The sequence below is a fragment of the Paenibacillus sp. B2(2019) genome, from assembly GCF_008370385.1.
Taxonomy (GTDB): domain Bacteria; phylum Bacillota; class Bacilli; order Paenibacillales; family Paenibacillaceae; genus Paenibacillus_AQ.
The window spans coordinates 394,895-420,156 of sequence record NZ_VTZR01000024.1 but is presented as its reverse complement, the minus strand read 5'-3'; the positions used below and the strand labels follow the sequence as shown (position 1 = coordinate 420,156).

The window sequence follows — 25,262 nt, the reverse complement described above, 5'->3', positions numbered from 1 at the left end:
TACTCTAAAGAGTATAAATGGCGCTCCTCGGCTCGGTCCGGCACTTGTTAGCTTCCGATCCGCTGACTTGTTGAAGGAAATGTAGACTTACGCTCTTCCAGTTGCAGAAGGCGCTTCAATTGCATTTCTTCTACACCGAGAATTTGCCCGCACTCACGAACGGTAATAAAGCCTCGTTTGTACGCGGCAATGACCTTGCTTTTGTCCATCGGTTTAACGATCCTTTCGCTTAGCTTACAGATTCTACTACCCAGTATCACTGAACGATAGCGAAAGTATACCTAAAAAAGTACACAGACGAAGGAGCAAGAAGTATTTATTTTTTACGATAGAAAAAGGTTTCCGTCGATTCAAAGCCATATTGCGCTGGCGTAAAGATCTGCTCTGTACTACCTACAAACAAATACCCGCCTGGACGTAAACTAGCCGAGAACTTATGGTAGAGCTTATTCTTCGCCTCTTCAGTAAAATAGATCATTACATTGCGACAAATGATAAGATCAAAACCCTCATCGAACTTGTCCAGCAGTAGGTTCTGTTTACGGAAATCTATGTTTTTCTTAAGCGTGTCGCTAACTTTGAATAAATGACCCTCGGGTTTAAAATAACGCGCAGCAACATCCTTAGGCACATCCTTTAAAGAACGTTCCAGATACAAACCTTGCTTTGCTTTGGAAAGCGCACCGTCGTCAATATCCGTAGCCAGAATGCCAGTCTGTCCCAATAAATTCTTATCCGATAAAATCATAGCCAGCGTATAGGGCTCTTCTCCAGTGGAACATGCAGCGCTCCACAGTTTCAATCTGCGACCAGATTGTTGTATGTCAGGAAGAATGATATCTCGCAGTACTTCCCACCGATTCGGATTCCGCCAAAACTCGGAGACATTAATCGTCATTCGGTCCAAAAATTCATAAAATAATTCCTTGTCCTTCATCATTGCGGCAAAAAAATCACTAAAGGTTTGATATCCATTCTTCACACGAAGAGTCGTTAAACGCCGCTTCATCTGCGCTTCTTTATACTGAGCCAGATCAATTCCGGTGCTTTGCTTAACATGATGAATAAACCCGATGTAATCTGAATCTGCTGTTAATGCTGCAACATTACGATCAGACATGTTAATCCCCCGCCTCCCGCTTGGCTCCTACATCCAGACTGCGATCTCTTTGTTATAAAGATTCAATTCATCTGGAGTAAAGAAATTAGCAATTTCTCGTTCTGCACTTTCAGGCGAGTCTGATCCATGAATTAAATTAAGCGGTGTATGGCTGGCAAAGTCGCCTCGAATCGTACCCGGCAAGGCTTCTCCTACCTTTGTCTTACCAATGAGCGTACGGGATAATGCTACAACATCATCACCTTCCCATACCATTGCAAACACTGGACCTGAAGTTATAAAAGAAACCAACTCTGCAAAAAAGTCCTTGCCAGCATGCTCCGCATAATGTCTTTTTGCTTGGTCTTCACTAACTGTAATCAGCTTTGCAGCGACCAGCTTAAAACCCTTATCTTCAAAGCGTGAGACAATACGCCCAATTAATCCACGTTGTACTCCATCCGGTTTGACCATCAGATACGTCTTTTCCATAGAGGCACTCTCCAATTTCCCATTAGTTGGGTTGTTTTGACGCTATCTTAACAGAAACCGAGCTTTCTGGAAACGTTTAATTTCATGATCACCAAAATACTAATAAGCTCTACCTGTTACAAAAAAGGCAATATCGCGCAGATTACGCTTAGTCTTGTTGTTAGGCAACTGATCTAGTGCAGCAAGTGCCTTCGCGATATATCGCGAAGCCAGCTCCTCGGAACGGGCAATTCCGTCTCCAGAAAGAATAAGATCAATAGCACACCCTACTGTGCTGTGCCCTTCACGAATAGACTTCAACTCCTCAAGAAGCGGAGCTCGCAATCTTTCATCCTCCAGGCTATAAATGACAGGAAGGGTGATGTTCCCTTGCCGCATATCACTTCCTGGTGGTTTACCGATTTGTTTTTCGGTGCCTGAGAGGTCAAGTAAATCATCACGAATCTGGAAAGCCATCCCTACATTGTATCCATAATTATAAAGTAGACGAGCCACCTCTGGTTCAGCATCAGCAGCAAGTGCACCTAATTGGCAACTGACTGCAATCAACAGCGCTGTTTTACGGCGAATCCGCCGCAGGTAATGACGCACACTTTGCTCACTGTTGAAGAAGTCACGAATCTGCTCCATCTCACCGATCGACATTTCAATCATAGCCTTGGACAAAATCTGATGAATTCGCGGATTCTTCAGCTCCGTCGTCATCACCAGTGCTTTCGCATATATGTAGTCACCGGTGTACATGGCAATTTTATCGCCCCATTTGGCCTTAACAGTAAGTTCACCTCGGCGCAGTTCTGCATCGTCAATGACATCATCGTGAACTAGTGAAGCGCTATGAATTAGTTCTAGCGGTATCGCCACACGCTTCAGCTTCTCAAGATCATACTTTCCAAATTTCCCACCCATCAAAACAAATACGGGACGCAATCTTTTACCGCCAGCTTTTAGTAAATGCAGAGAAGTCTCGGTTAGTAGGTCGTCATCACCCTGTACGCTACGGTACAAATCTTTTTCAATCTGATCCATGTCTCTGTTCAGTAATCCGAATATTTGCAGTCGTTTCATTCCTTCACCCGTGTCAACAGTTTATGACTCCAAATCTCCATCTTCACTGCCTGCGGCAGCAGACCCATCTCATAGGCATAGCGGAAATAGAGGTTCAGACCTTTCTGCTGCCTTTCTCCAAAATCATAGCTTAAATTGCGAAAGTACCCTTCCCAATAAGACTTAGTTCCTCCAATTGTCGTACAGGCTGCAAGTACTATAGGATCTAAATCACTTAATCCCCGCAGTTTACTCTCAGCAAAAGCTTCTGCAATCTCCGCAATGGCTTCCGGTTTGTCATTCGCAGCTTTTCGATTCACTGCCCAGACCGCAAAGGTCATCCCTAAGCCCGTCCATTCTTTCCAAAGCTCCGCCAGATCCGTAACGATATACCCTTGATCCTGCCAAGAGGCTTTAATCGCATGATCACCAATGAGTAAGCAGGCATCTGCTTGATGCATCATAGCATCCAAATCAGGATTAGCGCTAATATATTCTGGTTTATTGCCAAAAGCCTTTTCCATTAAAATTTTCAGCAAATTTACCGATGTTGCAGAAGTGTTCGTAACAGCAATCGTACCTGCACCTATCTGTGCAAGAGGCACTCGAGAAAAAAGAAAAATAGACCTCACAGGACCGTCCGCACTTACCGATAAATCAGGTAACAGCAATAACTTATCACTGGCTTCAGCATACGCAAAAGAGGATAATGCACCCACATGAATCGTTCCACGACTCATCCCCTGATTAAGAATGGCAGGTACCTCACTCACCATCTCTGCCGGATATTTCAGTGCAGAGGGATGAAAATTGTGAAATACCGGCCATGAGTTAGTATAGCTGATTTTACCTATGATGGTGTGGCTGTTATTCTCCATCCTTTCAATCCCCCCATCTGCGAAATAATTGATGTTCAATATTAAAGCTGTCAAGCACTTTACCCACCATGAAATTAATCAGATCATCCATACTTTGTGGCCCAAAGTAAAACGCCGGCATTGCCGGAATGATCCGAACCCCCAGACGGGACAGCTTCAACATATTCTCAAGATGAATAGCATGCAGAGGTGTCTCACGAGGAACAAGGACCAGTGGACGTCCTTCCTTAAGCATAACATCAGCAGCACGAGTCATCAGATTGTCGGAGGTTCCATTAGCAACCGCAGACAATGTTCCCATGGAACAAGGCATAATAATCATCCCTTCCACACGAAACGAACCACTTGCAATAGATGCACCGATATCAGCGACAGGATGATAAAGTAGAGAACCGGGATAGCCTTTGAACTTTTCGTTCAAAAAGCCTTCCCGGTCTGATGCGATATAACCTAGTTCTTCTTTAAAAACGCGCCAGCCCGCATTACTTACTACCAAATGAACGGAGTAGCCTAGCGATAGCAACGTTTCGATCAGACGAATACCATAAATAGCACCGCTTGCCCCTGTAATTCCAACCACGAAGTTTTTCGGTTTAGTAAGCGTCATTTTTTGAAATGCACCACCAAGTCAATCAAAGTGAAAGAGAACACCACGATGCTTAGCACGCCGTTCATAGTGAAAAAAGCGGTCTGTAAACGACTGAGATCACTCGGAGACACAATATAATGCTCATAAAAGAGAATAATATATGCGAGGATCATACCAGCCACATACCACCAGCTTAAATCCGTCAAAAACAGCAGCGATACGAATCCAATCGCCGTAAGAATGTGAAACACACGGGCAATAACGAGTGCACCTTGGACCCCAAATCGCACTGGAATGGATTTCAGGCCTTCTTTAAGATCAAATTCAACATCCTGACAAGAGTATATAACATCAAAACCAGCCGTCCAAAACACAATTGTGAAGTAAAATACCATTGAAGTCCAATTCACACTACCGGTCACAGCAACCCAGCCGCCCAGTGGTGCAAGCGCAATGGTGAGGCCGAGGATAAGATGGCATGCCCATGTAAAGCGCTTAGTGAATGAATAAATAACAAGAAGGAATACAGCGATAGGTAACAGCTTAGCTGACAAAGGATTCAATTTAAAGGCTGCCCAAAAGAGCAAGAAAAACGAAATGCCTATAAAAATGACAACTTCACCGATCTTAAGTAACCCTGCAGGAATCGCTCTTCCCGCTGTGCGTGGATTCTTGGCATCACTGATTCGGTCTATCAATCGATTCAATCCCATAGCTGCACTGCGTGCTCCAAACATAGCGATTACAATCCAGCCAATTTGACTCCAGGATGGGAGGCTATCATTCATGACAACGGATCCCAGTAAAGCACCCATAAAGGCAAAGGGTAAAGCAAATACCGTATGTTCAAACTTAATCATTTGTAAAAAGATACCGATTTTCTTAAACATTCCCGTTCTCCTTGAGCCCAATATGTAATGCCGCGATGCCTCCGGTCAAGGGGAAGGATTCCACTTTTTGAAGTCCGGTTTCACGGAAAATAGTGGCCAGTTGCTCCCGATCTGGGAACATTGCCAATGATTCTGGCAGCCATTTGTATTGCTCGTACCTTTTCGCGAATAACTTACCCAGCAATGGAAGTACACGCTGGAAATAAAAGAAATATACACCTTTAAACGGCTGTTTCATCGGCTTGGATAGCTCCAAACATACAACCATTCCACCAGGTTTTACTACCCGCTTCATTTCGTTAAGCACTTGAACAGGATCTGGCACATTGCGTAGTCCGAATCCAATCGTTGCATAATCAAACGCATTGTCTTCAAAAGGCAGCTCCATAGCATTGCCCTGCACCAGCGAAATACGGTCCTGAAGCTTGCGCTCTTCCACTTTGCGGCGACCTACCTCAAGCATACCTGCGCTGAAATCCAGTCCAATTACATTGCCAGTCTGCGAAGCTTCCGCCAAAGCGATGCTCCAATCACAGGTTCCGCAACATAGGTCAACGGCCGAATCCCCGCGCTTCATCCCCATCTTCTTCATCGTGAATTTACGCCATGCCTTGTGGCGGCGAAAGCTTAGGATGTCATTCATCAAATCGTATTTTCCAGCAATACTCTCAAATACGGAATGTACAAACTGCTCTTTTGGTTTGCTGCTATCACCCACAGCAGTTGTCGTTTTTTCCATAGTCATCCCTTAACCCTCCACGGCTGCTTGTCCTGTGACCTTCATCTGCAGGAGAAAACGATCCAGCGCGATCTCTAGCTCTCTAAGTAAACTCTCGTCTTTAACGCTTTGCAATAGCCCCTGAATAGACTGAAGCGATTGATGAAGCTTGTCCGTCAGTTGCGAATCACATTTATATTTCATTTTTAGCATCTTCCATTCCTTCTGATCAAGGTTCAGGTCTTGAAGTTGCTTACGTTCTTCCTCCGTTGCAGTCTCCATCATCTTCCAGTAGCAATAGCCATTCCCTGCATTCGCAGGATCATCACTACGAAGAAGCTCAATAGCAACGGTCTCGCACTGACTGAATTCTGCCAGCAGTTTTTCCCACAGCTCCACTAAGGAGTTCTCAATCATAGGCGTAAAAGAAAGGAACAGCCGCATATTCAGCTGTACCATGTGCCGCAAGTATTGTTCAGCCGAAAGGCGTATGCCTCTCATCTTCACGTAGAGATTCGCTTTCAAGACATTGAAATCTGCAATCGCCTTACTCAAGATTCCAATCATCTCGATCTGATCACTCTTTGCAAGCAAATGGTAAAACCAGCTGCTGAAGTAATCGCCAGCTAGAACCTTCAATTGACGGGAACGCATAGGGTCTCCCCCCCGTCTATCATTCGAACGGTCAATGACCTCATGCGTGTCCAGACCTAGTTGAACAAGCGCTGTCACAAGCGTGTACAACTCTCCGGCACTTCCTTTTGCAGAAGAAGCATGATTTAGAAAAATATATAACAAATGACCCCGGCCATCAGAAAACGGCGGCAAATCCGTATGCTTCTGAATCATGTCGTAGTCGGTGTAGGGTTTAGCCAGTTGCGGTATGCAGTACGGTTTCATTTCAGCCTCCGAAGCCATTGACATAATAATAATTCGTTTGTTCACAATCTTGTCTATTATATCACATGTTTTTTTGTCACGCACTGTGGTACGCCTGAGTTTCTTTTAATCCATTCAAGGATAAATGAACTGTTTCTTCCAGAGCTCGGTTTCACTAATGCGGAAGCCCGTTTTGAGACGATCCGATATAGGAAGATTACCCGCAGACTGAAGTTCATCTTGCAGCGTATAAGACCATTCAGAACGTCTGATATCACCAGCCAACAGCAGTCGGCGGCTACCTAGCCATTTATCTTCTACCACAATGCGAAGTAGAAGTTGATCCACATTCGAGGTTTCCTGAATAGCAAAGGAAATGGCCTGAGCCATATTTTGATAGAGTTCCTCAGGTTCATGATCGTTCCCGCTCACTTTCAGATCCAGTGACAGAACATGATCTTCCCAGCCAACGCTATCTATGGATAAGGTCAACGGAAGAGCGCCCAGAACATCAACAAGATTGTCATTGTCCAGCACTGTGTTATGGCTGCCAGTAAAAGTCTCCACTGTCCCATTTCTCTGCTGTACGGATGAGTCTAAGTCTGCCAGTTTCGGCAAAATAACAGCAGAGGTCGCAGTCAAGAGTAATACGGCACCGATCAACCAGGCTTTGTTCATGGACACGCCCCCTTATCCATAGTACCCACTTTTTTTGTGGATATGATCATTCACCCTTACTATATTTTGAAAAAAAGCAGGCTATGCCTGCTTTTCAGCTTTCACTTTCCAATTGTCCGTGTTTCGTTAAAATTTCAGCTTTTCCGCGGATTTTCATTGCTGAGGTATGATCGGTAAATTGGGCAATCAACACCTCACCCTTGTCTAGCTTCTCTGTATGATGAAAGCGTGTATCCGTACCTCTGGTTAGCCCAATGACTTGAACGCCATTTTCTTTGGCCTTAACCACAATATAGTCGCTACCTGTCGGAAGCGGATTTTCGCTCGTATTTTTATCCGTCATCGCTGATCCTCCTCTAAACCTAATGTACAGCCCATGCTATTCCAAAAAACAAATGCCGCCTTGGAGGGCGGCATAGTTGTTACTTAAAAAGACTATGGGATTGATATGTAGAAATCTTTATTTGATTCCGTCTTTCAGCGCCTTACCAGGTTTGAATGCCGGTACCTTGCTTGCAGGAATTTCGATTTCTTCACCAGTTTGTGGGTTACGGCCTTTACGTGCGGAACGTTCGCGCACTTCAAAGTTTCCGAATCCAACCAGTTGTACTTTATCACCGCTTTGCAGCGCTTCTGTAATTGCTTCGAAAACCGCATCTACAGCTTTAGTAGCATCCTTCTTGGGAAGTTCAGTTGCTTCTGTAACTACATTGATCAAATCAGATTTATTCATGTTTTCTCACCTCCCTGAGTAAATTTCCGGTATCATACACTGTTTCCGTTTAAACGTAAAATATACGTGATAATCCCGTTTATTACTGAACACTGGCGCCCATAGACCTTGAAGCGCAACAAACTTATAGTAATACAGCCCATCCATAAATTCAAGCAGTTAGACAAAAAAGGAGTAGAAATTATCATCTATGCTTGCATAAACATCCAATTGCCATCTAATTTTATAGACCTATAAGACCAGGTTAATTCTTCTTTTCAGAAAAAAAATTGAGTCAGATTCACCGTTATTATAGGAACTAGGAATCAAGTTTCGTTATTTTTACGCATAAAAAGAGTGGGATCTCTCCCACTCTTCCAATCTGCTTAAATTTAAGTTAGAGAATAATTGCAATAAGCCCGCCTGAGCCTTCATTGATGATCCGACCAAGCGTTTCTTGCAATTTGTAGCGCGCATTATCCGGCATCATCGCAATCTTGCCTTGAATACCTTCCCTCACAATGGAATGCAAGGAGCGCCCAAAAATATCGGATTCCCAAATCTTAATCGGGTCGTTCTCGAAATCCTGCATCAAATAACGGACCAACTCTTCACTTTGTTTCTCTGTACCAATGATTGGTGAGAACTCAGATTCAACATCAACACGAATCATATGAATAGATGGTGCGGTGGCCTTTAAACGAACCCCGAAGCGAGAGCCTTGACGAATCAACTCTGGTTCATCGAGAGCCATTTCAGCTAACGAAGGAGCAGCAATACCATAACCGGTAGTCTTGACCATTTCTAAAGCTTCCGAGAAACGGTCGTACTCTCTTTTCGCGTGTGAGAATTCCTGCATCAGCTGGAGCAAGTGATCTTTACCGCGGATTTCAACCCCTACTACCTCCATCAGAACCTGATCATACAGCTCTTCTGGGGCATACAGATCGATCTCTGCTACACCTTGACCCATGTTCATACCACTTAGGCCTGCTTTATCGATAAAATCATACTCTGTGAACTGAGATACGAGCCGGTCAACATCCCGCAAGCGGCGAATGTCTTTTACCGTATCGCGAACGGAGTTCTCATAGCTACTACGCAGCCAGTGATTCTCTCCAAGCACCATGACCCAGCTTGGCAAGTTCACATTTACTTCATGAACAGGGAATTCGTACAATACTTCACGCAGTACACCTGTTACATCCTCTTCGGTCATGTTTGCTGCGCTGAGTGTCATGACAGGGATATCGTATTTGATGGCTAGCTCGCTACGGAGCTGCTGTGCTTCCTCACTGCGTGGGCGAGTGGAGTTAATGACAAGCACAAATGGCTTACCCACTTCCTTCAGCTCTGCAATGACGCGCTCTTCAGAGTCCACGTACGAGTTCCGCGGAATTTCTGCAATCGTACCATCTGTTGTTACTACAACACCAAGCGTTGAATGCTCCTGGATGACCTTACGGGTCCCGATTTCTGCCGCTTCCTGAAAAGGAATTGGCTCCTCAAACCAAGGTGTAGAGATCATTCGTGGTCCATTCTCATCCTCGTAGCCTTTAGCGCCTTCTACAGCGTAACCCACACAGTCTACCAGTCGAACGTTAACCTCAAGCCCTTCCGCAACCTTGATTTGGACTGCGTTGTTAGGCACGAACTTAGGTTCAGTGGTCATAATTGTTTTGCCTGCTGCGCTTTGCGGAAGCTCATCCACAGCTCTTACCCGATCTGCCTCATTCGTGATGTTAGGCAGGACAATTGTTTCCATGAAGCGCTTGATAAATGTCGATTTCCCCGTGCGAACCGCGCCGACGACGCCAAGATAAATGTCTCCGCCGGTACGCTCGGCAATGTCCTTGAAAATATCCACTTTTTCCAAAAGAGATCCCCTCCTCATATTACTCCGAAGAAAAAATGCCTGAAGAGCATCGACTTCGCGTTCCGCCGGTAATCTGACCCTTGCAGGACATCAACCGGACTTATCGTATGCCCGCCCGAAGCCTAGCTGCTTTCGACCGGGACGTACTGGCCCCGCGCTAAACTCCGAATGCTCGGACATGCATTTGGACTAGTATCATCATATGTATCCGGAACGAATTTATGACCCATAATCGCGCATTTTGCAATGTAATTTCTAAAAATTAGTTGTGCGCGCCGCAAGGCGTCTGACGCCCGGAAGCTTTCTCATCCATCATATGAGGTAGGGTTCATTGATAGAACTAACAAAATAGCCAGCTATAATAGCTGGCCCAATCCATATATGCGTATCTACTCTCTATTTCAGTAGCGTAATACCAAATGAAGCTCCGGCATTCCCGGCAAATACAATATTGCCCTTAATAGGTAGTACAACCTCATTGTTACTACTAATGACCGTGTTATTCACTAGGGCTCCCGTTTCATCGTATACCATAAAAGCACCTTTTGCTGGCATCTTAACTACCATTTTCTTTCCAGCCGCTGTTTCGGGAACACTGAACCATCTAGCATAACCATCAGCTTGTATCGTAGCTATCGACGATTTGCCTTTATAGAGCGGCTTCACTCCGTCCTCACTCATATACAAGGTTCCAGCCGCATTAAAGTACTCTATGCCCTCTTTGGCATAGAAAAGAATATCAAATGTATCTCGTCCCGCGATGCCAGGAATTTGGTGCTGGCTCCCTGCCGTATTTGGACCTGTTATCTTCATACCTTTGAAATAACCCTCACTTGTCTGTATTGTTGGCCTAATCATGTTCATATAGGTGATGGAACTGAATTTCTCGCTGACTGGATAGTATAACTTACCTTCTCTTTTTGCCCACGCATCTGCGGTTTGTTTATTCAGTGCTGCAACTTCCAATTTCTCCGCCTTATATTCAGAATACGCAAGCTGGCCTAATTCAGGAACCGAAATATACTGGCTCATCCACAAATAAGTCCGTCCGTTGCTTTCCTTTACAAAATTAACCTTTGTGCTGCCTTCCTCATCAACAAAAGTTCCATCCGTGGTGTAAATAAATTTTTGTTCCGGAGCAGTCATTCCTGATAACAAGAGTTCCCCGTTTTTGATAGCTGCCTTCCACTGATCGCCTAGAGTACTGTAATAACCTGCGTATTTCACAAGATCTTTTGGCATGTCAGCCTTAACTGGCTTGCCAAATGATTTATCTGGCTTGATTTCTTTAATTGCGCCCTTCTCTTTCATCGCCTGAAGGAGCAGTTCACTTGCCAGCAGTTGATTAATTGAGGAGCTCCCGCCCGAGGTAATGACTGCTGCAGCCATATTCTGTACAGGAAGCACGACGAGGGAGGATTGATACATCTGTGTATCTCCTCCTTTAACAAGAGCTTTTATACCATAATCGTTAAAAGGGAATAATCGCACACTATCCCAACCAAGTCCGTAGTCAGCAGAATTATCCCCGTCTTTGGGCCAAAATCCCTTTCTATACTCTTCTTGCTCCATGGCCTGTACTGATTTGGTTGAGAGTACATCTGCTCGCTTCCCAGTAAAGATTTGCGAGAATCGGACCAAATCCTCCGCCGTAGAGTAGATTCCGCCTGTACCAATAGCATTGGTCGTCTCCGTTGGGAGCTGGCCCTCATATGCAGGAGAGTAAAGACCGGCAAATTTGCTTGAATCTACCTTATCTTGTGGCGTCATGGTATGGTTCATACCCAAAGGTACTGCAAAATTGTGATGAATGAATTCCGTGAAAGTCATTTTACTGACTCTTTCTACAAGAATCTCAGCCAGCGTGAATCCATCGTTGCAATAAACAGAGAAAGCTCCGGGCTCTGCCTTTAATTTCTGTGTAGACAAGTGCTCTAGCAGCGTATCGTGTACGTACGTATCTGGATCATTGAATAAAAATGCACTGTTTAAACTCGAACCCTGCAAACCGGATGAGTGATTCAACAACATGCGTGGGGTAATCTTTTTATAACGTTCATCTTCCATCTTAAAATCCGTTATATATTGTACGACAGGAGTATCGAGATTGATCTTGCCTTCATCTACTAATTTCATGACCGCTGACGCCGTAAACATTTTGCTCGTAGAGCCAATACCATAGATTGTTTCCTTCGTTAAAGGGATTTTTCCTGATTTGTCGTTAATTCCTGTTTGTCCCGATACTTTGATCACTCCATTGTCGATCAAGGCATACTGTACGCTGGTTATCCCATATTGTTCAGTTAGAAGCGTTGCTTTCTCAGCAGCGAGCTTCTCTAGCGTCTTAGAAGAAACCGTAGCTACGCTGCTGGAAGCCATCGCGCTTGTAGGAATAAGTGGGGTTAGGGCTAAGGCCGCTGCAAGCGTCCATATGATATTTTTTTTCATGTCATCAACATCCTTTTGCCTCTAATTTTGAACGATTATGAATTATTCACGATTCATCTCTAGCCTGAACTGAATCTCCTTTCTTACCTTCATTCTAACAATCCAGTCTTACGCGCCATTAAACAGAACCTTAATTCCATCTACGATTTATGTAAGACAATTAAGCTTCTGTTAAGGCAATATCTGAACAACACAAAAACGCCTAATCCTTCGGATATAACCGAAGCTTAGACGCTCTTAAGCTTTAACTTTCACTTCAACTAGGAGACTGCGGGACAGGCTGATTGTTAATCCATAGATACGGCAAAGACTTCACGGGCACGTAATAGGAAGCTTCCTCCAGATCTAGTCGCAAATCTTTTTTCTCGTCATGTTCCCCACCATTCTTTTCGATGGCAGCTATAATATCAAAGACATAATCTACATAGACCGTTCCAGCCTTATCCATGATGAAATCAAGAACCTGCCCGGAATAGACGCTAGTTAATGATATGGAGCTTGTTCCTGCCTTCTTATGATCAATGGTGTAAAGTCCAGGATATAGCTCATCCAGTACGGGCAAAGAGCCGTCATGAGCTGATTTATAACGATTAATCTGACGCTGCACATCATTCACCTTTTGAACGGTAACAAGGTCCATCACCTTAACAACTGGATCGCTTTCCTCATTCAAAATAAGAAAATAAGCGCTTCCGCCCTGCTCAAAAGCCGTAGCCGGAATATCATCCAAATATCCCTTATTGTTCAGCTTGCCTAGGTCTATCCGGAACTTCTCATATCTTGGAGTAGCTTCATCCGCATTAAGGATCGGAAGCACACCTTCCTCTTGTTGAAAATCATCAACGGCTGCTTGTATCCGTTTAACACTTTCTCGATAATTAACGCTGGCACGCTTTTCTTCTCCAGGATACAGACATCCGGAAAGAGTAAGAGCGATTGACATCACTACCAGAAAAAGTCTTGCTCCTGCCTTTAGCTTCTTCTTTCTTCGTATAAACTCCAACCGAGTCCCTCCCACGGTGACAATCTAACACTACCACAGCTCATCTTCTTCCCCACGCCGCGCAGCTTCAAGCTTACGGCGTACAGCAGCCTTAAGTGGATCTTCTGGCACCTGAACGGTCACATCGCTCCATACGGCAGCCTGACAAGCCAGACGCACTCCTTCTTCTAACGTAGTTCCAAGCTTACGTCGTTCAATATCCCCTGGCGGTCTCAGCGCTGTGGCCTCTTCAGTCGCAATTTTAACCTTGCACATCAGACAGCCTGCTTTGCCTCCACAGCGAGTGGTAATGCTCACTCCGGCTTTACGAGCTGCCTCCAGTAACGAGATACCACGATTCACCACAGCTTTACGACCTTCAGGTTGAAACATAACGGTGACGCCATTTTGCGATTTCATGATGTTACTTCCTTCCTCAACATTATGTAACTGCTTACATAATCGAAACAACTCCGCCCAATAGGCCAACTAACATGATGACAAACGCAAGGATAGATAGCAATGCTTTAAGCAGTCCCTTTGTTTTGCTCCGAGCAAAAGTTATTAGAAATACAGACAGTCCCATAATCAGCATTGCAATCAGGGACAACCACATTTTTGTCATCGGATCCAAGGTCAAAGCCCCCATTCGCCTGTAATATATTAGGGATTATTATATCATGACCTTATCCTATTCTGTAAAAAAACATCATTTTTTATATATTATTATTAAGATATTTTAGCTGTGAGAGTTTACCAATAAATAAAAAAAGAGCAAAAGATAACAGAATCTCATGGATTCTGAATCTTTTGCTCACCCAACCTAAAGCTATTTTTTAAGCATCATTTTCATTAAAGACTCCATTGTGCCGGAACCTGCGCCGCCTTTTTTGACGGCATTAACAATTTCCTGCACAGTAGCTTCACTGACCGGCACTTTCGCCATCGATGACACCTGCTTAATTAACTGGCGGAGCTGGGCTTCATTCTGCGTAGTTCCTGGTTTGACCGTACTGGCTAGCTTTTTGACGGCACTTTCCGTAATGTTCTTGCCCGCCTTCTTGTTAATGGCGTTCAATGCATCCTTGGAAAAATCTCTGCTCACTTTTCATCCCTCCTCCGTCAATCCCCAATACAACATATGAGAATTTGCGGAAAAAGGTGAACAGGATCAGGAATGCCACTGCTCCCAAGTTTCCTGAGATATTGCCTCAAGCTCAGGTTTACGATCACGGCCCATCAGAGCTTCAACAGCACTACGCGGACTTCTACCTTTAAAAAGGACATGATAAATTTGATCTGTAATGGGCATTTGGACCCCTAGCTTGATGGAAATGGCATAAGCTGCCTCCGTGGTACGAATACCTTCGACAACCATTCCCATCGACTCCAGCACCTCATCCAGGGGTTTCCCTTGCCCGAGCATAAAGCCAGCACGCCAGTTACGGCTGTGCTGGCTCGTAGCAGTCACTACAAGATCGCCAACACCTGCAAGCCCTGCAAAGGTCAAAGGATTCGCTCCAAGCTCGACGCCCACCCGAGAAATCTCGGCCAGTCCACGTGTCAGAAGCGCCGCCTTAGCATTATCCCCAAATCCTAGACCATCGGATAGACCTGCACCGAGTGCAATAATATTCTTTAGTGCGCCGGCAAGTTCTACTCCTACCTGATCACGGTTCGTATATACACGAAAATCATTGTTTATGAACAATTCCTGTGCTTCAGCAGTACGCTTATCATCAGGTGAAGCCACAACAACTGTAGTAGGACACAGGCGCACTACTTCCTCTGCATGACTCGGTCCGGAGAGAACGACAATCTGCCCTTCGTCACAGCCTAGTTCTTCAGCAATAACGATCGACATCCGTTTCTTGCTTTCAGTCTCAAAGCCCTTCGTAGCATGAACGCATAGCATTTCATCCTTCCAGAACGGCTTCAGACTGCGAGCAACCTGTCGCATACCTGAAGATGGGGCTACAATAACAACCGCTTTAGAACCGGAAACTGCGGTCTCCAGATCAGTGGTTGCTATGATGTTTGCGGGCAGAGAAATCCCCGGTAAATACTTATTATTGATATGAGAACCATTGATCTCGGCAGCTTGATCAGAGTTACGTGTCCACAGATAAACTTCCGAGTGATTCGCAGCCAGCACACTTGCCAGCGCAGTTCCCCAGCTCCCCGCTACTAGTACGGTTACTTTATCAGACAACACGATTCCCTCCTTTTACTTTTGAGCCTATCTTGTTCTCACGGCCCTCTACAATCTTAACAATGTTCGTCCGGTGCCGCCAGAAGGCAAAAACCGCAATGATAATACTGGTCCAGAGCACAGGCTGTGTAAATCCTGTCAACAATAGAAAGACCGGTGTCAGCGCGACAAAAATCAACGAGCCAAGTGACACGTAACGAGTGATAAAGATAGATCCTATGGCGATAACACCAGCGAGCAGTGCAGGCCATAAACACAGTGTGGCCATAACACCGATCGTAGTAGCGATGCCCTTTCCCCCACGGAAACGAAAGTAAAGCGGCCAGTTATGTCCGACAATGGCAGCGATTCCGCAAAGAGCAGCAACCCAGGTTCCCCAGCCGCCTACCCAAGTTCCTAACCAAACTGCGGCAACACCCTTCAGTACATCCAGCACTAGCACAGATATCGCAGGACCTTTTCCCAGTACACGCAGTGTATTGGTAGCCCCCGCATTGCCGCTCCCATATTGACGGATATCAATTCCCTTTAGTAGCTTGGCGAACAGCACACTAAAGCTGACAGAACCAAGCAAATAGCTTACAACGATAACCAGAAGTTCAAGCGCCACACTTCTTCTCCCCTAACCTTCGTTTTCGGATTTGCGCCGTGTAAAGAGACGGATTGGCGTTCCCTCGAAATTAAACGCCGCGCGGATTTTATTCTCCAAGTAACGTTCATAGGAGAAGTGCATCAGCGATGGATCATTTACGAACACCACGATCGTCGGTGGCTTCACCGCAACCTGCGTTACGTAGTTAATACGTAAGCGACGGCCTTTGTCAGTTGGAGGAGGGTTAATCGCAATGGCATCCGATACAACATCGTTCACCAGATGCGTAGTAATGCGTAGAGCATGCTGTTGAGACACATGCTGCACCACTGGCAGCAGTTTTTGCAGGCGCTGTTTAGTTAAAGCCGACAAGAAGACAACCGGTGCGTAACTCATAAACAAGAAGTGGTCACGAATCTTTGACTCGAAGTTCTGCATAGTCTTGTCATCTTTCTCAATGGCATCCCATTTGTTTACAACAAAAATAGATGCTTTACCAGCTTCATGTGCATAACCAGCGATATGCTTGTCCTGGTCGATGATGCCCTCTTCACCGTTAATTACAACGAGAACCACATCAGCCCGTTCAATCGCACGCATCGCACGCATAACACTGTATTTCTCAATGTTCTCATATACCTTACCTTTTTTGCGCATACCTGCAGTATCGATAAGCACATAACGTTGTCCATCACGTTCAAAAGGCGTATCAATAGCATCGCGAGTAGTACCTGCAATATCACTAACGATAACGCGTTCTTCACCCAGAATTGCGTTAACCAAAGAGGATTTACCTACATTCGGACGGCCAATCAAAGCTACACGAATGACATCGTCATCATATTCATCATCTATTTTCTCTGGCAGACGTTCTACGACAGCGTCCAACAAGTCACCAAGTCCTGTACCATGACTACCGGAAATTCCGATTGGATCTCCAAAACCTAGGCTATAGAACTCATAAATATCATCTGCACGCTTCATATTATCCACTTTATTGATGGCAAGAACGATCGGTTTACCTGAACGGAACAGAATCTGAGCTACCTCTTCATCTGAATTCGTCACACCACTCTTCGCCTCACACATAAATACAATAACATCCGCTTCTTCAATCGCCAGCTCCGCTTGAACGCGGATAGATTTCAGAATCGTGTCATCTCCATCAATTTCAATACCTCCGGTATCAATCACACTGAACGACTTACCGTTCCAATCTGAAATACCATAAATCCGGTCACGTGTAATCCCCGGTTTATCTTCTACAATGGCCAATCTATCGCCAATCAGCCGATTAAAAATCGTCGATTTCCCGACGTTAGGCCTCCCAACGATTGCCACAACGGGTCTTGCCATATTCATTCCTCCTGTCATCCTTACGATACTCATCATAGCAAAAAACATTAAAATTGGCTAACACTCATGTTAGTTCCAATAAATCTTTCTGTCACTGGAAAAAGAGAATCGGCGAACCCCCGTATCGAGGGCTCGCCGATTACTTTACCCGTATATTCAAAAAGCAGGATTAGTTATTACCTTTGAATTTGTCCAACTTGTCTCCAAAACGTTCAGCAAGCGTAAAGCTAAGGCCTTCGTTGCTTAGAGAAACGTTAGGGTTATTCAATACTTCTTTAGGAGCTCTGTCTCTGCTGTTGCTGCGTTCAGGTCTAGCAGTAGGTGCTGGAGCTTCTTCAGTTTCTTTGATGCTCAGGCTAACACGTTTCTCGGATGGATTGAAGTCCAGTACTTTCACTTGTACTTCTTGTCCTTCTTTCAATACTTCGTGTGGAGTAGCAATGTGTTTGTGGGAGATTTGTGAAATGTGCACAAGACCTTCCACACCTGGAAGCAATTCAACGAATGCTCCGAAGTTCACAAGACGTTTTACAACGCCTGTTACAACATCACCGATGTTGATTTCGCCAGCAGCAGAGTCCCAAGGACCTGGAGCAGCAGCTTTAATACTCAGGCTGATTTTTCCTTTTTCAGGATCAACCTTAAGTACTTTAACACGTACTTTATCACCTTCAGAAACTACATCAGAAGGCTTCTCTACGTGATTCCAAGCGATTTCGGATACGTGTACAAGACCGTCAACTCCGCCAACATCAACAAATGCGCCGAATTGGGTCAGACGTTGTACAGTACCTTCAATGATTTGACCTTCAGACAGTTCAGCCATAATTTTAAGCTTATTAGCTTCGAACTCTTCTTCAAGAACTTCTTTAGCGGACAGGATTACTTTGCTGTTCTCACGGTCAAGTTCTTTCACTTTAACGCGAAGGGTACGGCCTTTGTAATCGCTGAAATCTTCAACGAAGTGACGCTCAACCATGGAAGCTGGGATAAATCCACGTGCTCCAACATCAGCTACTAGACCGCCTTTAACAACGTCAGCCACAGTAACTTCGAAAGCTTCTTGGGAAGCAAAGTACTTCTCAAGATCTTCCCATGATTTTTCGCTATCAACAGCACGTTTGGAAAGAACAAGGCTTTCCTTGTTGTCGTTGATGCTAACAACTTTACATTCTACTTCCTGTCCAACTTCTACTGCTGCAGCAGCGTTGTCCAGTTGTACTGCGGACAATTCGCGAATCGGAATCACACCGTCGTATTTATATCCAATGCTTACATAAGCTTGGTTATCTTCAATTTTGACGATTGTTCCTTTCACGGTATCGCCTTTTTTCAGAGAAATGATTTCCAAGTCAGCTTGGTTAGTCACTTCTTCTTCGTTAACGGCAGCAACTTCTTCTACAGCTCCGTTATTTTCTGTCACAGCGGATTCCACCGCTTCTACGGTTTCATTGCTCTCCGTAGTTTCCTGATTTTTAATTTCTTCAGACATGTGATTAGCCTCCTCGATTCAAAACCCCATTTATTTAAACCTGCGTATAGCAGAGTTCAAAACAAGCATTGCTTGGTATTACAAATTACACTTGAAGATAGTATGTTCCAAAAAATAGCGACTATGCCGTTATTTAATCATAGCACAGGACGAAATTTGTGATTCCGCTTATCCCTTAACCAACAGTTGGTATACCCGACTTCTTCATCTCATTGATGCGTTCCATAATGACATCGGTAACAGCCTCGAGAGATTCACTTCCTGCACCGGCAAATTGACTGAGATCTATAGGAGCCCCATAGACTACAACCATCCGTCGAAAGGGTTTGTACTCACCGACAATAGCGGCTGGAACAACTGCAGCACCGCTTCGAAGTGCGAAGCTTGCAGCACCTTTCTTGGCAACTCCGGCATCAGAGTTACGCGTACCCTCCGGGAAGATACCCATGACATTACCACCGCGAAGTGTGTTAAGGGCCGTTTTAATGGATTCTTTGCTTACACCACCACGTTTGACCGGAAAAGCACCCAATTTGTTAATGAGCCAGCCAAGCACAGGAACCTCAAAAAGTTCTGCCTTAGCCATATACTTTACTTGACGGTCTAACTTAATCCCGATAGTCATCGGATCCAGCAAACTAATATGGTTGGCACAGAGCAGCACCCCGCCCTCCTTTGGCACATTCTCTTCCCCCACAATCTTAAGCGGGAAAACAATTGCGTAAATCAAGCGAAGCAATCCTCGGCAAAATACATAAATCATAAATGATTTCTCTCCCCGTCAACATGAGATCTACAATGGGATACAATGGCCTCCACGACTTGATCGATATCCATAAAGGTCGTGTCGAGAAGAATCGCATCTTCCGCACGTCGCAGCGGTGAAATCTCCCGTCCTTCATCCAGACGATCCCGCTGTGCAATATCATGTTCAAGCTGCTGAAGCGTCACCGATTCCGCGTCTCTCAATTCCTTATAACGACGGAGAGCTCTTTCTTCCACACTTGCCGTCATAAAAATCTTCACTTCGGCATCGGGCAGCACGGTCGTACCGATATCGCGGCCATCCATTACAACGCCTTTGCGAAGCGCCATCTGACGCTGCAAATGACTCAGTCTGGACCTTACACCTTCGATCTTCGAATACTGCGACACAAGGCCGCTAACCTGAAGACTCCGAATATGCGGCGTTACGTCTTCCCTATTAATCAGCACCTTCTGGATGTCTTTTTCCGGAATAAGCTCAATAACCATATCGTGAACTTTTTGGTTCACTTGATTCTGATCTTCCGGTTCTATGCCTTCTCGGATCATATACCAGGTGATTGCCCGGTACATTGCGCCTGTATCGACATAAATATAAGACAACTTCTGGGCTACCAATCGGGCTACAGTACTCTTGCCTGCCCCGGCAGGTCCGTCGATGGCGACGTTAATTCTGTCGTAAGTATGTGTACCCTGCCTATCCAACGGGGCATTCCTCCTCAAACACTCTTTCATAAGAAAAGCATCTAGCGATGTCAAGTTCGTTCCTGCAATATCAAGGAGCACATACAAATGGATATGCTTGATGATATTATCAAGAAAAAAGCAGGCATTGCCTGCGACTTATAAAATTATACCACAGTTTATACTTCAGTGCAAAATCAGAACACTTAATAGAGCTAAGAAAAATGCCTATCGGTTGCGGAAATCAAACTGTCGTTCAAAGCAGTAACGTATTATTTTCTGACGCTCATTATCCGTAATAGCCACAAATTTCAGCATGGCCAATTGGCGCCCGTTTTCAAGCTTTTTAATCCGAACCACTTCACCTTCAAAGTCCACATGCTCAATGCTACCATTTCGATAAGGCACTAGAACCCAGCAGGATAATTTCGCTCCCACCTCGAGCTTCACTTTGTGATCCACCAAGAAAGACGTTCCTCCGCCACCGATATCATCTGTACGTACAAGGAATCTTTTGCCAAAGCTATCCTTCACAGCTAATTCAAGATCTGCATTCACCCGAAAAAAGCTTCGTCTCTGAATTTTGAAAATCGAATCCGCCTCTGGTTTTTGTATCCGGACCATACGAATTACATCTTCTTTAAACCCGAGAACATGAGTATTAAAGTAATTTTTAATGCCACCCTCAGTAATAAAATAAACCGAAAGCTCGTCCCCCATAAAAAGTCGTTTCAGACGACCGTCACTCTCCTGCATAGGAATTTCAATCAGGAATGCGTCGTCCTCTGTCTCTGCAATTCTCGATCTATATTCAACTTCTGCTTCAGCAGCGTCACTGGAAGCAACCTGTATGTATAGATATTCATTAATTTTAGGATACAAAGATGTCACCGCCAAATCAGTATAGTTAACAATGATTATAGCATGGGAATATCACCCAATGAGATAAATATTATTTGAATTTCAAAAATAAAGAAGGGCCCATCCAAAAAATGGATGCGCCCTGTTTTTTCACTTTTGTTCTACTCCTGAAGAAGGCCTGATTTCTTCCACGGACTCTTCAATGCCGTCGTCCGCATTAAGATAAATACGATACTGAGTACCATTTACCTCTCCGCCAAATTCGTAAGTCAAGACTTCTACGGAGTCATCATTTTTAATCCACGCCATGCGATGGTAATTCTCATTGAAATCCGAATTCAGAAATTTCTTCGCTTCCGCCAGAGTCAGCTTTGGCTTTGGAATTTTACGTTTGTCCTTATGCTCATTGACATATTCGCTAGCCTCAAATCCAACCGCTGTCCCAGTATCAAGTCCAATACGGATCGTCATTTTCTCAGGATAAATCAAGACATCATTTTGGCTCGTTACAAAGGTTAAATTCCCGATATTATCATAACGGTCAGCATTAACCGCAGTCATATGAGGATATCCTTTTTTCTTAAGAAACTGCTCCGCCTTGGTAACTGCTTCTTCTAGGGTCACCTTAGCAGGTCCTATCTCACGGTTATCGTAATAAGAGATCAGTAAACCACCATTTTTGGTGAAATCCATACTGATAATCTGCTTATTATTCGAACCACTGACTGTAGCCGTATAAGAAGGCCACTTCGTATTTTTTCCGTTTTCTTTAACGTCTACCTTAGCATTCGAGCCTGCATTAGCAAACTTAATGGCTTTACGTTTGATATCTTCAACTGAAACAGGGGTACCTCCGAGCATTTTTACAGAGCGTTTATCGTAAATGCTTGCAACTGAAGGACCCCAATCCAAGTCAGGGTAACCTTCGACACGTTTGTCCACCGACTTAAAGCCGTCAATAATCGAATTATCTTCTGCCTTATTCTCTGTAGCCAATGCGGTTTCAACATCCATCCAGCGCAAACGGCTACCAATCACTTTATTCTGAACATCTTGCAAATCTTTTGAGATTTCTCCAGAGCTCTTATACAATGCTTTTAAATTGCTCAATTCACCATCTGTCAAAGGCTTCTTAGCGAAATCACGAATCCCAGCTTTATAAGAAAAGTTTGAGATTTTGGACAGAAACTCCTCCGTTTTGCTAAATGGCAGTAATGTGAGTGGCAACTGATTAATTTCATTTTGCGCCTCACTGGTCATCCGCCACACATTAACAAGTCCTTTGCGGTGCATCCCGTTAGAAGCGGAGTTAACAGCTAGTGTGTTTCCCAGCTCTCCATGAAGACGCTCCACGTGGTAAGACAAATCATGAAAGGCACGCTGATATTGGTTCTCCGCCTTAATTAGGATCGCATTCTTCTCCTGATTCTCCTGATAACCCCACACGAGCGCTCCAATTAACAGCAGCGCAGTCAGCGGGAACATTACAGCACTTAATCTTTTGTACATAGGGCTACAAGACTCCTTTCGATAGCTTATTGGCGTTAGTTTGACAATAAACTAGGAGTCTTATGCACCCTTCTGTAACACAATATGACTAAAGTGTTTGAATAGAGGGATTTCACTCCAAATTTGCATAGCATAGCGCTTATGCTCTCTCTTCGATTTCAAAGCCACTGCTATTACTGCAAAGGCATTGCTTAAAGCCGGTTTGAATCACACCCTGCTCTTTTATCCCTCTTAATATGTAGGTCTCACCGCATTGTTTGCAAAGTATACGGACTTTTATACGCAAAAAAAGACACCTCTCTCCTCTCTGGAATCTCCCGCTAAGGAACAAACCTTTGAATATAAGTGTGTCCATCTCGATTATAGGTTAACCTCTTCTTCTCGTTTCAGAAAGCGGAAAGGGGACCGGCTATTCGCCCTATCCACTTTCCCCATCCCTCCGTACCATAGAATAGCCATCAGAGGAACAATAAACCATATCCAGTAGTTAGCTGTCGTACTCAAAATAAAGTCATAAATCCCATGCCACAACCATGGCAGCAAGATAGAGATTAACAGAATCCCTTTTGTTTTAGCTCCTTTTGAGAACTTGGCTCTCCCTAAATGATAGCCCATGATTACACCAAACATAGCGTGTCCAGAAACCGGAAGCAGTGCTCTCAGGAACATGGAACCGATTGATGCATTGCTATACCAAGCGTACATTATATTTTCTATTGTTGCGAAGCCGAGCGAAATCGCTACGGCGTATAGTATCCCATCATATGGCTCGTCAAATTCGGTGTGATTGTAAATCATATGGTAAAGCACAAACCATTTTAGACATTCTTCCACGCCAGCGGATATGAGAAACGACTCCACATAAGGACCGCCATTCAGTCCCAGCATTAGTCCTCTCTGAATGATCATAACAGGGAATACAATCAGAAGGCCTAGCAGGAACACTTTAATAACGATATGAAGCGGTTCTTGATCATACTTATCTTTCAAATAAAAAAAGGTCAGCAGAGCAAGTCCCGGCGCTACTGCCGACGAAATAACCGATAACACGAGCACCGAATAACCTCCCTATATCCCTAGCGCCTTATTCTGCTGATTACAGCAAGGCAGATACCAGCTTTAATTCAAGAATGACCGCCATACCATCAAGAACAAGAATAGGGCTAATCAGCTAAAATGATGCTTATCAGCCCTATCATGCTATTTAATCCTGACGCTTAAAATGAGTGCACAATAACTGGACTGCATTCTCCGGCATTACTGTCTTCCCGTATTCATCGAGGACAGCTTCAGTAACCGGTGAGGAATCTCCAAACTCAGCTAGTACGCCAACAAGACCTGACAACGCTGTTTCTTCAAATTCCTTAGGATCGAAGTACAGATACCATTTATTGTTATAAGAATACAGTTTCCCCTGGGAAGTAATATTACCAATGAGCACATGGGCCGCTTCAACAAGAACCTCGAAATCGCGGAATGCATATACAATGGAGTCGCTTTGTTCAAGAGTAACTTCCATTTCGTAAATCTCTTCTGGCAATTCTTCTTCCCCGGACGCACCGTACTGATGGTGATCATATTTTCCTCGGGTCACTATAACGACCATGCCTTGGGCGGGCAATGCGAAAACTTCTACGGCAAGCGGACCGGTAGCATCAAAACCTAGTTCACTATATGCTTGGTCCATCATTTCCGTAAACAGGTCATGAACCTTGGGAACTTCCTGCCACATGTCTTCCTTCTGGATGCCCCGCTCGCTCAGGTCGTCAAAAGTGAGGAAAATCCGTATCTTATCTTGACTTAATCGCTCTATTCTCATGACAGGATCCTCCTTTTGCAAGCTCATTTATTATAATGTATGATGAGTCCCGAGTAATGAGCCAAAAATGGTTACTATGTATGTATGTTATCATTTTGCAGAGATAAATGCACGAAAATAAATATATAAAATCCTCTTAAAGCATTGCCACTACTGAAGAGCTTATTCTAATTCATAAACCATTTTCAAGCCCTTGAATATAAAAAAGAATCATTCTGCGGAATATTTCATCCTCAAAATGATTCTGAAGGAGTCCTTTACGGTTACAATCCCGGTATGGCAGTATGCGTTTCTTTAAGAATTTGCTCCACTTCGCTCTTCACTTCAGGATTGTTGCGAATGAAATCCTTCAGTAATTTGAGATTGGATTCTTTTGATTTTGCCGGTGATTCCGTTTTATGCTCAGAGGTTCCGCTGTTCGAACCATTACTTTGAGCATTGCTGCTTGTATTACTGCTTGCATTGCTGCTTGAAGCAGCAGTGTTTCCAAAACCTGTCGTAGCCATACCAATTATTTTTTCTTTTGCTTTATCTGCTGCTCCACTCATGGAACCGCCCGATTGACCCAGCGAAGACATTAGAGAATTCCGCTTTTTGGACATAATCATACTGGCTGCGACGCCCATCAGCACCCCACATAAAAATGACGAAGTATTCATATTTCCAGCCTCCTTGTATGGTAAA

At 44.4% G+C, this 25,262-nt stretch carries 29 protein-coding genes; all 29 read right to left on the bottom strand.

The features are described from left to right. Positions 1–47: 47 nt before the first annotated feature. A complete protein-coding gene (locus PAENI_RS31965) occupies positions 48–209 on the bottom strand; it encodes a hypothetical protein (protein ID WP_170880309.1) in 162 nt (53 codons plus the stop codon). 107 nt (positions 210–316) lie between these two features. Continuing rightward, entirely contained in the window at positions 317–1,120 is an 804-nt protein-coding gene (locus PAENI_RS23185; protein WP_076284563.1) for a CheR family methyltransferase, read from the bottom strand. 27 nt (positions 1,121–1,147) lie between these two features. Continuing rightward, positions 1,148–1,591: a nucleoside-diphosphate kinase gene (gene ndk / locus PAENI_RS23180; RefSeq protein WP_094870061.1), complete on the bottom strand. Its 444-nt coding sequence runs from the start codon at positions 1,589–1,591 to the stop codon at positions 1,148–1,150. Positions 1,592–1,690: 99 nt separating this feature from the next. Beyond that, positions 1,691–2,659, bottom strand: a complete 969-nt coding sequence (locus tag PAENI_RS23175; RefSeq protein WP_149646817.1) for a polyprenyl synthetase family protein — start codon at positions 2,657–2,659, stop codon at positions 1,691–1,693. Beyond that, on the bottom strand, positions 2,656–3,516 hold the full coding sequence (locus PAENI_RS23170) for a menaquinone biosynthetic enzyme MqnA/MqnD family protein (protein ID WP_149646816.1): 861 nt from the start codon (positions 3,514–3,516) through the stop codon (positions 2,656–2,658). Before PAENI_RS23170 ends, PAENI_RS23175 begins: the two co-directional genes overlap by 4 nt. Before the next feature lie 4 nt (positions 3,517–3,520). Then, positions 3,521–4,123: a UbiX family flavin prenyltransferase gene (locus PAENI_RS23165; protein ID WP_042190195.1), complete on the bottom strand. Its 603-nt coding sequence runs from the start codon at positions 4,121–4,123 to the stop codon at positions 3,521–3,523. Next, a complete protein-coding gene (locus PAENI_RS23160; RefSeq protein ID WP_042190197.1) occupies positions 4,120–4,995 on the bottom strand; it encodes a UbiA-like polyprenyltransferase in 876 nt (291 codons plus the stop codon). The genes PAENI_RS23165 and PAENI_RS23160 overlap by 4 nt, the downstream gene beginning before the upstream one ends. Beyond that, entirely contained in the window at positions 4,988–5,740 is a 753-nt protein-coding gene (locus PAENI_RS23155; RefSeq protein ID WP_149646815.1) for a demethylmenaquinone methyltransferase, read from the bottom strand. Before PAENI_RS23155 ends, PAENI_RS23160 begins: the two co-directional genes overlap by 8 nt. A gap of 3 nt (positions 5,741–5,743) precedes the next feature. Then, the gene (locus PAENI_RS23150) at positions 5,744–6,637 is read right to left on the bottom strand and encodes a heptaprenyl diphosphate synthase component 1 (protein WP_262495696.1); all 894 of its coding nucleotides are present in this window, start codon (positions 6,635–6,637) and stop codon (positions 5,744–5,746) included. A 90-nt stretch (positions 6,638–6,727) separates the two neighbouring features. Then, positions 6,728–7,270, bottom strand: a complete 543-nt coding sequence (locus tag PAENI_RS23145; RefSeq protein WP_149646814.1) for a hypothetical protein — start codon at positions 7,268–7,270, stop codon at positions 6,728–6,730. 94 nt (positions 7,271–7,364) lie between these two features. Next, complete coding sequence (gene mtrB / locus PAENI_RS23140) at positions 7,365–7,613, bottom strand: trp RNA-binding attenuation protein MtrB (RefSeq protein WP_042190204.1); 249 nt, start codon at positions 7,611–7,613, stop codon at positions 7,365–7,367. 117 nt (positions 7,614–7,730) lie between these two features. Further along, on the bottom strand, positions 7,731–8,003 hold the full coding sequence (locus PAENI_RS23135; protein WP_036676223.1) for an HU family DNA-binding protein: 273 nt from the start codon (positions 8,001–8,003) through the stop codon (positions 7,731–7,733). A gap of 376 nt (positions 8,004–8,379) precedes the next feature. Further along, positions 8,380–9,858: a stage IV sporulation protein A gene (gene spoIVA, locus PAENI_RS23130; RefSeq protein WP_042129583.1), complete on the bottom strand. Its 1,479-nt coding sequence runs from the start codon at positions 9,856–9,858 to the stop codon at positions 8,380–8,382. Positions 9,859–10,254: 396 nt separating this feature from the next. After that, on the bottom strand, positions 10,255–12,306 hold the full coding sequence (locus PAENI_RS23125) for a serine hydrolase domain-containing protein (RefSeq protein ID WP_149646813.1): 2,052 nt from the start codon (positions 12,304–12,306) through the stop codon (positions 10,255–10,257). Between the two features lie 256 nt (positions 12,307–12,562). Further along, positions 12,563–13,309 carry a DUF3939 domain-containing protein gene (locus PAENI_RS23120; RefSeq protein ID WP_256716305.1) on the bottom strand — a complete coding sequence of 249 codons (747 nt, stop codon included), beginning with the start codon at positions 13,307–13,309 and terminating at the stop codon, positions 12,563–12,565. A gap of 30 nt (positions 13,310–13,339) precedes the next feature. After that, positions 13,340–13,708, bottom strand: coding sequence for a 2Fe-2S iron-sulfur cluster-binding protein (locus tag PAENI_RS23115; RefSeq protein WP_149646812.1), 369 nt, complete (start codon positions 13,706–13,708; stop codon positions 13,340–13,342). 34 nt (positions 13,709–13,742) lie between these two features. Further along, complete coding sequence (locus tag PAENI_RS23110) at positions 13,743–13,922, bottom strand: DUF2768 family protein (RefSeq protein ID WP_042129589.1); 180 nt, start codon at positions 13,920–13,922, stop codon at positions 13,743–13,745. Positions 13,923–14,117: 195 nt separating this feature from the next. After that, positions 14,118–14,393, bottom strand: coding sequence for a stage VI sporulation protein F (locus tag PAENI_RS23105; RefSeq protein WP_076284557.1), 276 nt, complete (start codon positions 14,391–14,393; stop codon positions 14,118–14,120). A 66-nt stretch (positions 14,394–14,459) separates the two neighbouring features. Beyond that, positions 14,460–15,500 carry an NAD(P)H-dependent glycerol-3-phosphate dehydrogenase gene (locus PAENI_RS23100; RefSeq protein WP_042190215.1) on the bottom strand — a complete coding sequence of 347 codons (1,041 nt, stop codon included), beginning with the start codon at positions 15,498–15,500 and terminating at the stop codon, positions 14,460–14,462. Continuing rightward, a complete protein-coding gene (plsY, locus tag PAENI_RS23095; protein ID WP_042129592.1) occupies positions 15,493–16,110 on the bottom strand; it encodes a glycerol-3-phosphate 1-O-acyltransferase PlsY in 618 nt (205 codons plus the stop codon). The genes PAENI_RS23100 and plsY overlap by 8 nt, the downstream gene beginning before the upstream one ends. Positions 16,111–16,122: 12 nt before the next feature. Further along, the gene (der, locus tag PAENI_RS23090; protein WP_042190218.1) at positions 16,123–17,448 is read right to left on the bottom strand and encodes a ribosome biogenesis GTPase Der; all 1,326 of its coding nucleotides are present in this window, start codon (positions 17,446–17,448) and stop codon (positions 16,123–16,125) included. A gap of 169 nt (positions 17,449–17,617) precedes the next feature. Further along, complete coding sequence (rpsA, locus tag PAENI_RS23085) at positions 17,618–18,940, bottom strand: 30S ribosomal protein S1 (RefSeq protein WP_256716304.1); 1,323 nt, start codon at positions 18,938–18,940, stop codon at positions 17,618–17,620. 175 nt (positions 18,941–19,115) lie between these two features. After that, positions 19,116–19,703: a lysophospholipid acyltransferase family protein gene (locus PAENI_RS23080; RefSeq protein WP_042190219.1), complete on the bottom strand. Its 588-nt coding sequence runs from the start codon at positions 19,701–19,703 to the stop codon at positions 19,116–19,118. Next, a complete protein-coding gene (cmk, locus tag PAENI_RS23075) occupies positions 19,700–20,410 on the bottom strand; it encodes a (d)CMP kinase (protein WP_410477488.1) in 711 nt (236 codons plus the stop codon). The genes PAENI_RS23080 and cmk overlap by 4 nt, the downstream gene beginning before the upstream one ends. Before the next feature lie 207 nt (positions 20,411–20,617). Beyond that, positions 20,618–21,271 carry a flagellar brake protein gene (locus tag PAENI_RS23070; RefSeq protein ID WP_149646811.1) on the bottom strand — a complete coding sequence of 218 codons (654 nt, stop codon included), beginning with the start codon at positions 21,269–21,271 and terminating at the stop codon, positions 20,618–20,620. Positions 21,272–21,400: 129 nt separating this feature from the next. After that, positions 21,401–22,759, bottom strand: a complete 1,359-nt coding sequence (gene ypeB / locus PAENI_RS23065) for a germination protein YpeB (protein WP_149646810.1) — start codon at positions 22,757–22,759, stop codon at positions 21,401–21,403. A 360-nt stretch (positions 22,760–23,119) separates the two neighbouring features. Continuing rightward, a complete protein-coding gene (prsW, locus tag PAENI_RS23060) occupies positions 23,120–23,815 on the bottom strand; it encodes a glutamic-type intramembrane protease PrsW (RefSeq protein ID WP_042129603.1) in 696 nt (231 codons plus the stop codon). A 148-nt stretch (positions 23,816–23,963) separates the two neighbouring features. Beyond that, entirely contained in the window at positions 23,964–24,578 is a 615-nt protein-coding gene (locus PAENI_RS23055) for a genetic competence negative regulator (protein WP_042190227.1), read from the bottom strand. A gap of 263 nt (positions 24,579–24,841) precedes the next feature. Next, the gene (locus PAENI_RS23050) at positions 24,842–25,237 is read right to left on the bottom strand and encodes a hypothetical protein (RefSeq protein WP_042190229.1); all 396 of its coding nucleotides are present in this window, start codon (positions 25,235–25,237) and stop codon (positions 24,842–24,844) included. Positions 25,238–25,262: the final 25 nt, after the last annotated feature.

Excerpts from the sequence above, each read along its gene's own strand:
- PAENI_RS23160 (WP_042190197.1), bottom strand. The coding sequence starts at position 4,995 with ATGTTTAAGAAAATCGGTATCTTTTTACAAATGATTAAGTTTGAACAT.
- PAENI_RS23170 (WP_149646816.1), bottom strand. The coding sequence starts at position 3,516 with ATGGAGAATAACAGCCACACCATCATAGGTAAAATCAGCTATACTAAC.
- ndk (WP_094870061.1), bottom strand. The coding sequence starts at position 1,591 with ATGGAAAAGACGTATCTGATGGTCAAACCGGATGGAGTACAACGTGGA.
- der (WP_042190218.1), bottom strand. The coding sequence starts at position 17,448 with ATGGCAAGACCCGTTGTGGCAATCGTTGGGAGGCCTAACGTCGGGAAA.
- PAENI_RS23165 (WP_042190195.1), bottom strand. The coding sequence starts at position 4,123 with ATGACGCTTACTAAACCGAAAAACTTCGTGGTTGGAATTACAGGGGCA.
- rpsA (WP_256716304.1), bottom strand. The coding sequence starts at position 18,940 with ATGTCTGAAGAAATTAAAAATCAGGAAACTACGGAGAGCAATGAAACC.
- PAENI_RS23155 (WP_149646815.1), bottom strand. The coding sequence starts at position 5,740 with ATGACTATGGAAAAAACGACAACTGCTGTGGGTGATAGCAGCAAACCA.
- PAENI_RS23135 (WP_036676223.1), bottom strand. The coding sequence starts at position 8,003 with ATGAATAAATCTGATTTGATCAATGTAGTTACAGAAGCAACTGAACTT.
- PAENI_RS23055 (WP_042190227.1), bottom strand. The coding sequence starts at position 24,578 with ATGAGAATAGAGCGATTAAGTCAAGATAAGATACGGATTTTCCTCACT.
- PAENI_RS23175 (WP_149646817.1), bottom strand. The coding sequence starts at position 2,659 with ATGAAACGACTGCAAATATTCGGATTACTGAACAGAGACATGGATCAG.
- PAENI_RS23145 (WP_149646814.1), bottom strand. The coding sequence starts at position 7,270 with ATGAACAAAGCCTGGTTGATCGGTGCCGTATTACTCTTGACTGCGACC.
- PAENI_RS23050 (WP_042190229.1), bottom strand. The coding sequence starts at position 25,237 with ATGAATACTTCGTCATTTTTATGTGGGGTGCTGATGGGCGTCGCAGCC.
- PAENI_RS23150 (WP_262495696.1), bottom strand. The coding sequence starts at position 6,637 with ATGTCAATGGCTTCGGAGGCTGAAATGAAACCGTACTGCATACCGCAA.
- PAENI_RS23125 (WP_149646813.1), bottom strand. The coding sequence starts at position 12,306 with ATGAAAAAAAATATCATATGGACGCTTGCAGCGGCCTTAGCCCTAACC.
- PAENI_RS31965 (WP_170880309.1), bottom strand. The coding sequence starts at position 209 with ATGGACAAAAGCAAGGTCATTGCCGCGTACAAACGAGGCTTTATTACC.
- mtrB (WP_042190204.1), bottom strand. The coding sequence starts at position 7,613 with ATGACGGATAAAAATACGAGCGAAAATCCGCTTCCGACAGGTAGCGAC.
- ypeB (WP_149646810.1), bottom strand. The coding sequence starts at position 22,759 with ATGTACAAAAGATTAAGTGCTGTAATGTTCCCGCTGACTGCGCTGCTG.
- PAENI_RS23185 (WP_076284563.1), bottom strand. The coding sequence starts at position 1,120 with ATGTCTGATCGTAATGTTGCAGCATTAACAGCAGATTCAGATTACATC.
- PAENI_RS23115 (WP_149646812.1), bottom strand. The coding sequence starts at position 13,708 with ATGAAATCGCAAAATGGCGTCACCGTTATGTTTCAACCTGAAGGTCGT.
- PAENI_RS23080 (WP_042190219.1), bottom strand. The coding sequence starts at position 19,703 with ATGATTTATGTATTTTGCCGAGGATTGCTTCGCTTGATTTACGCAATT.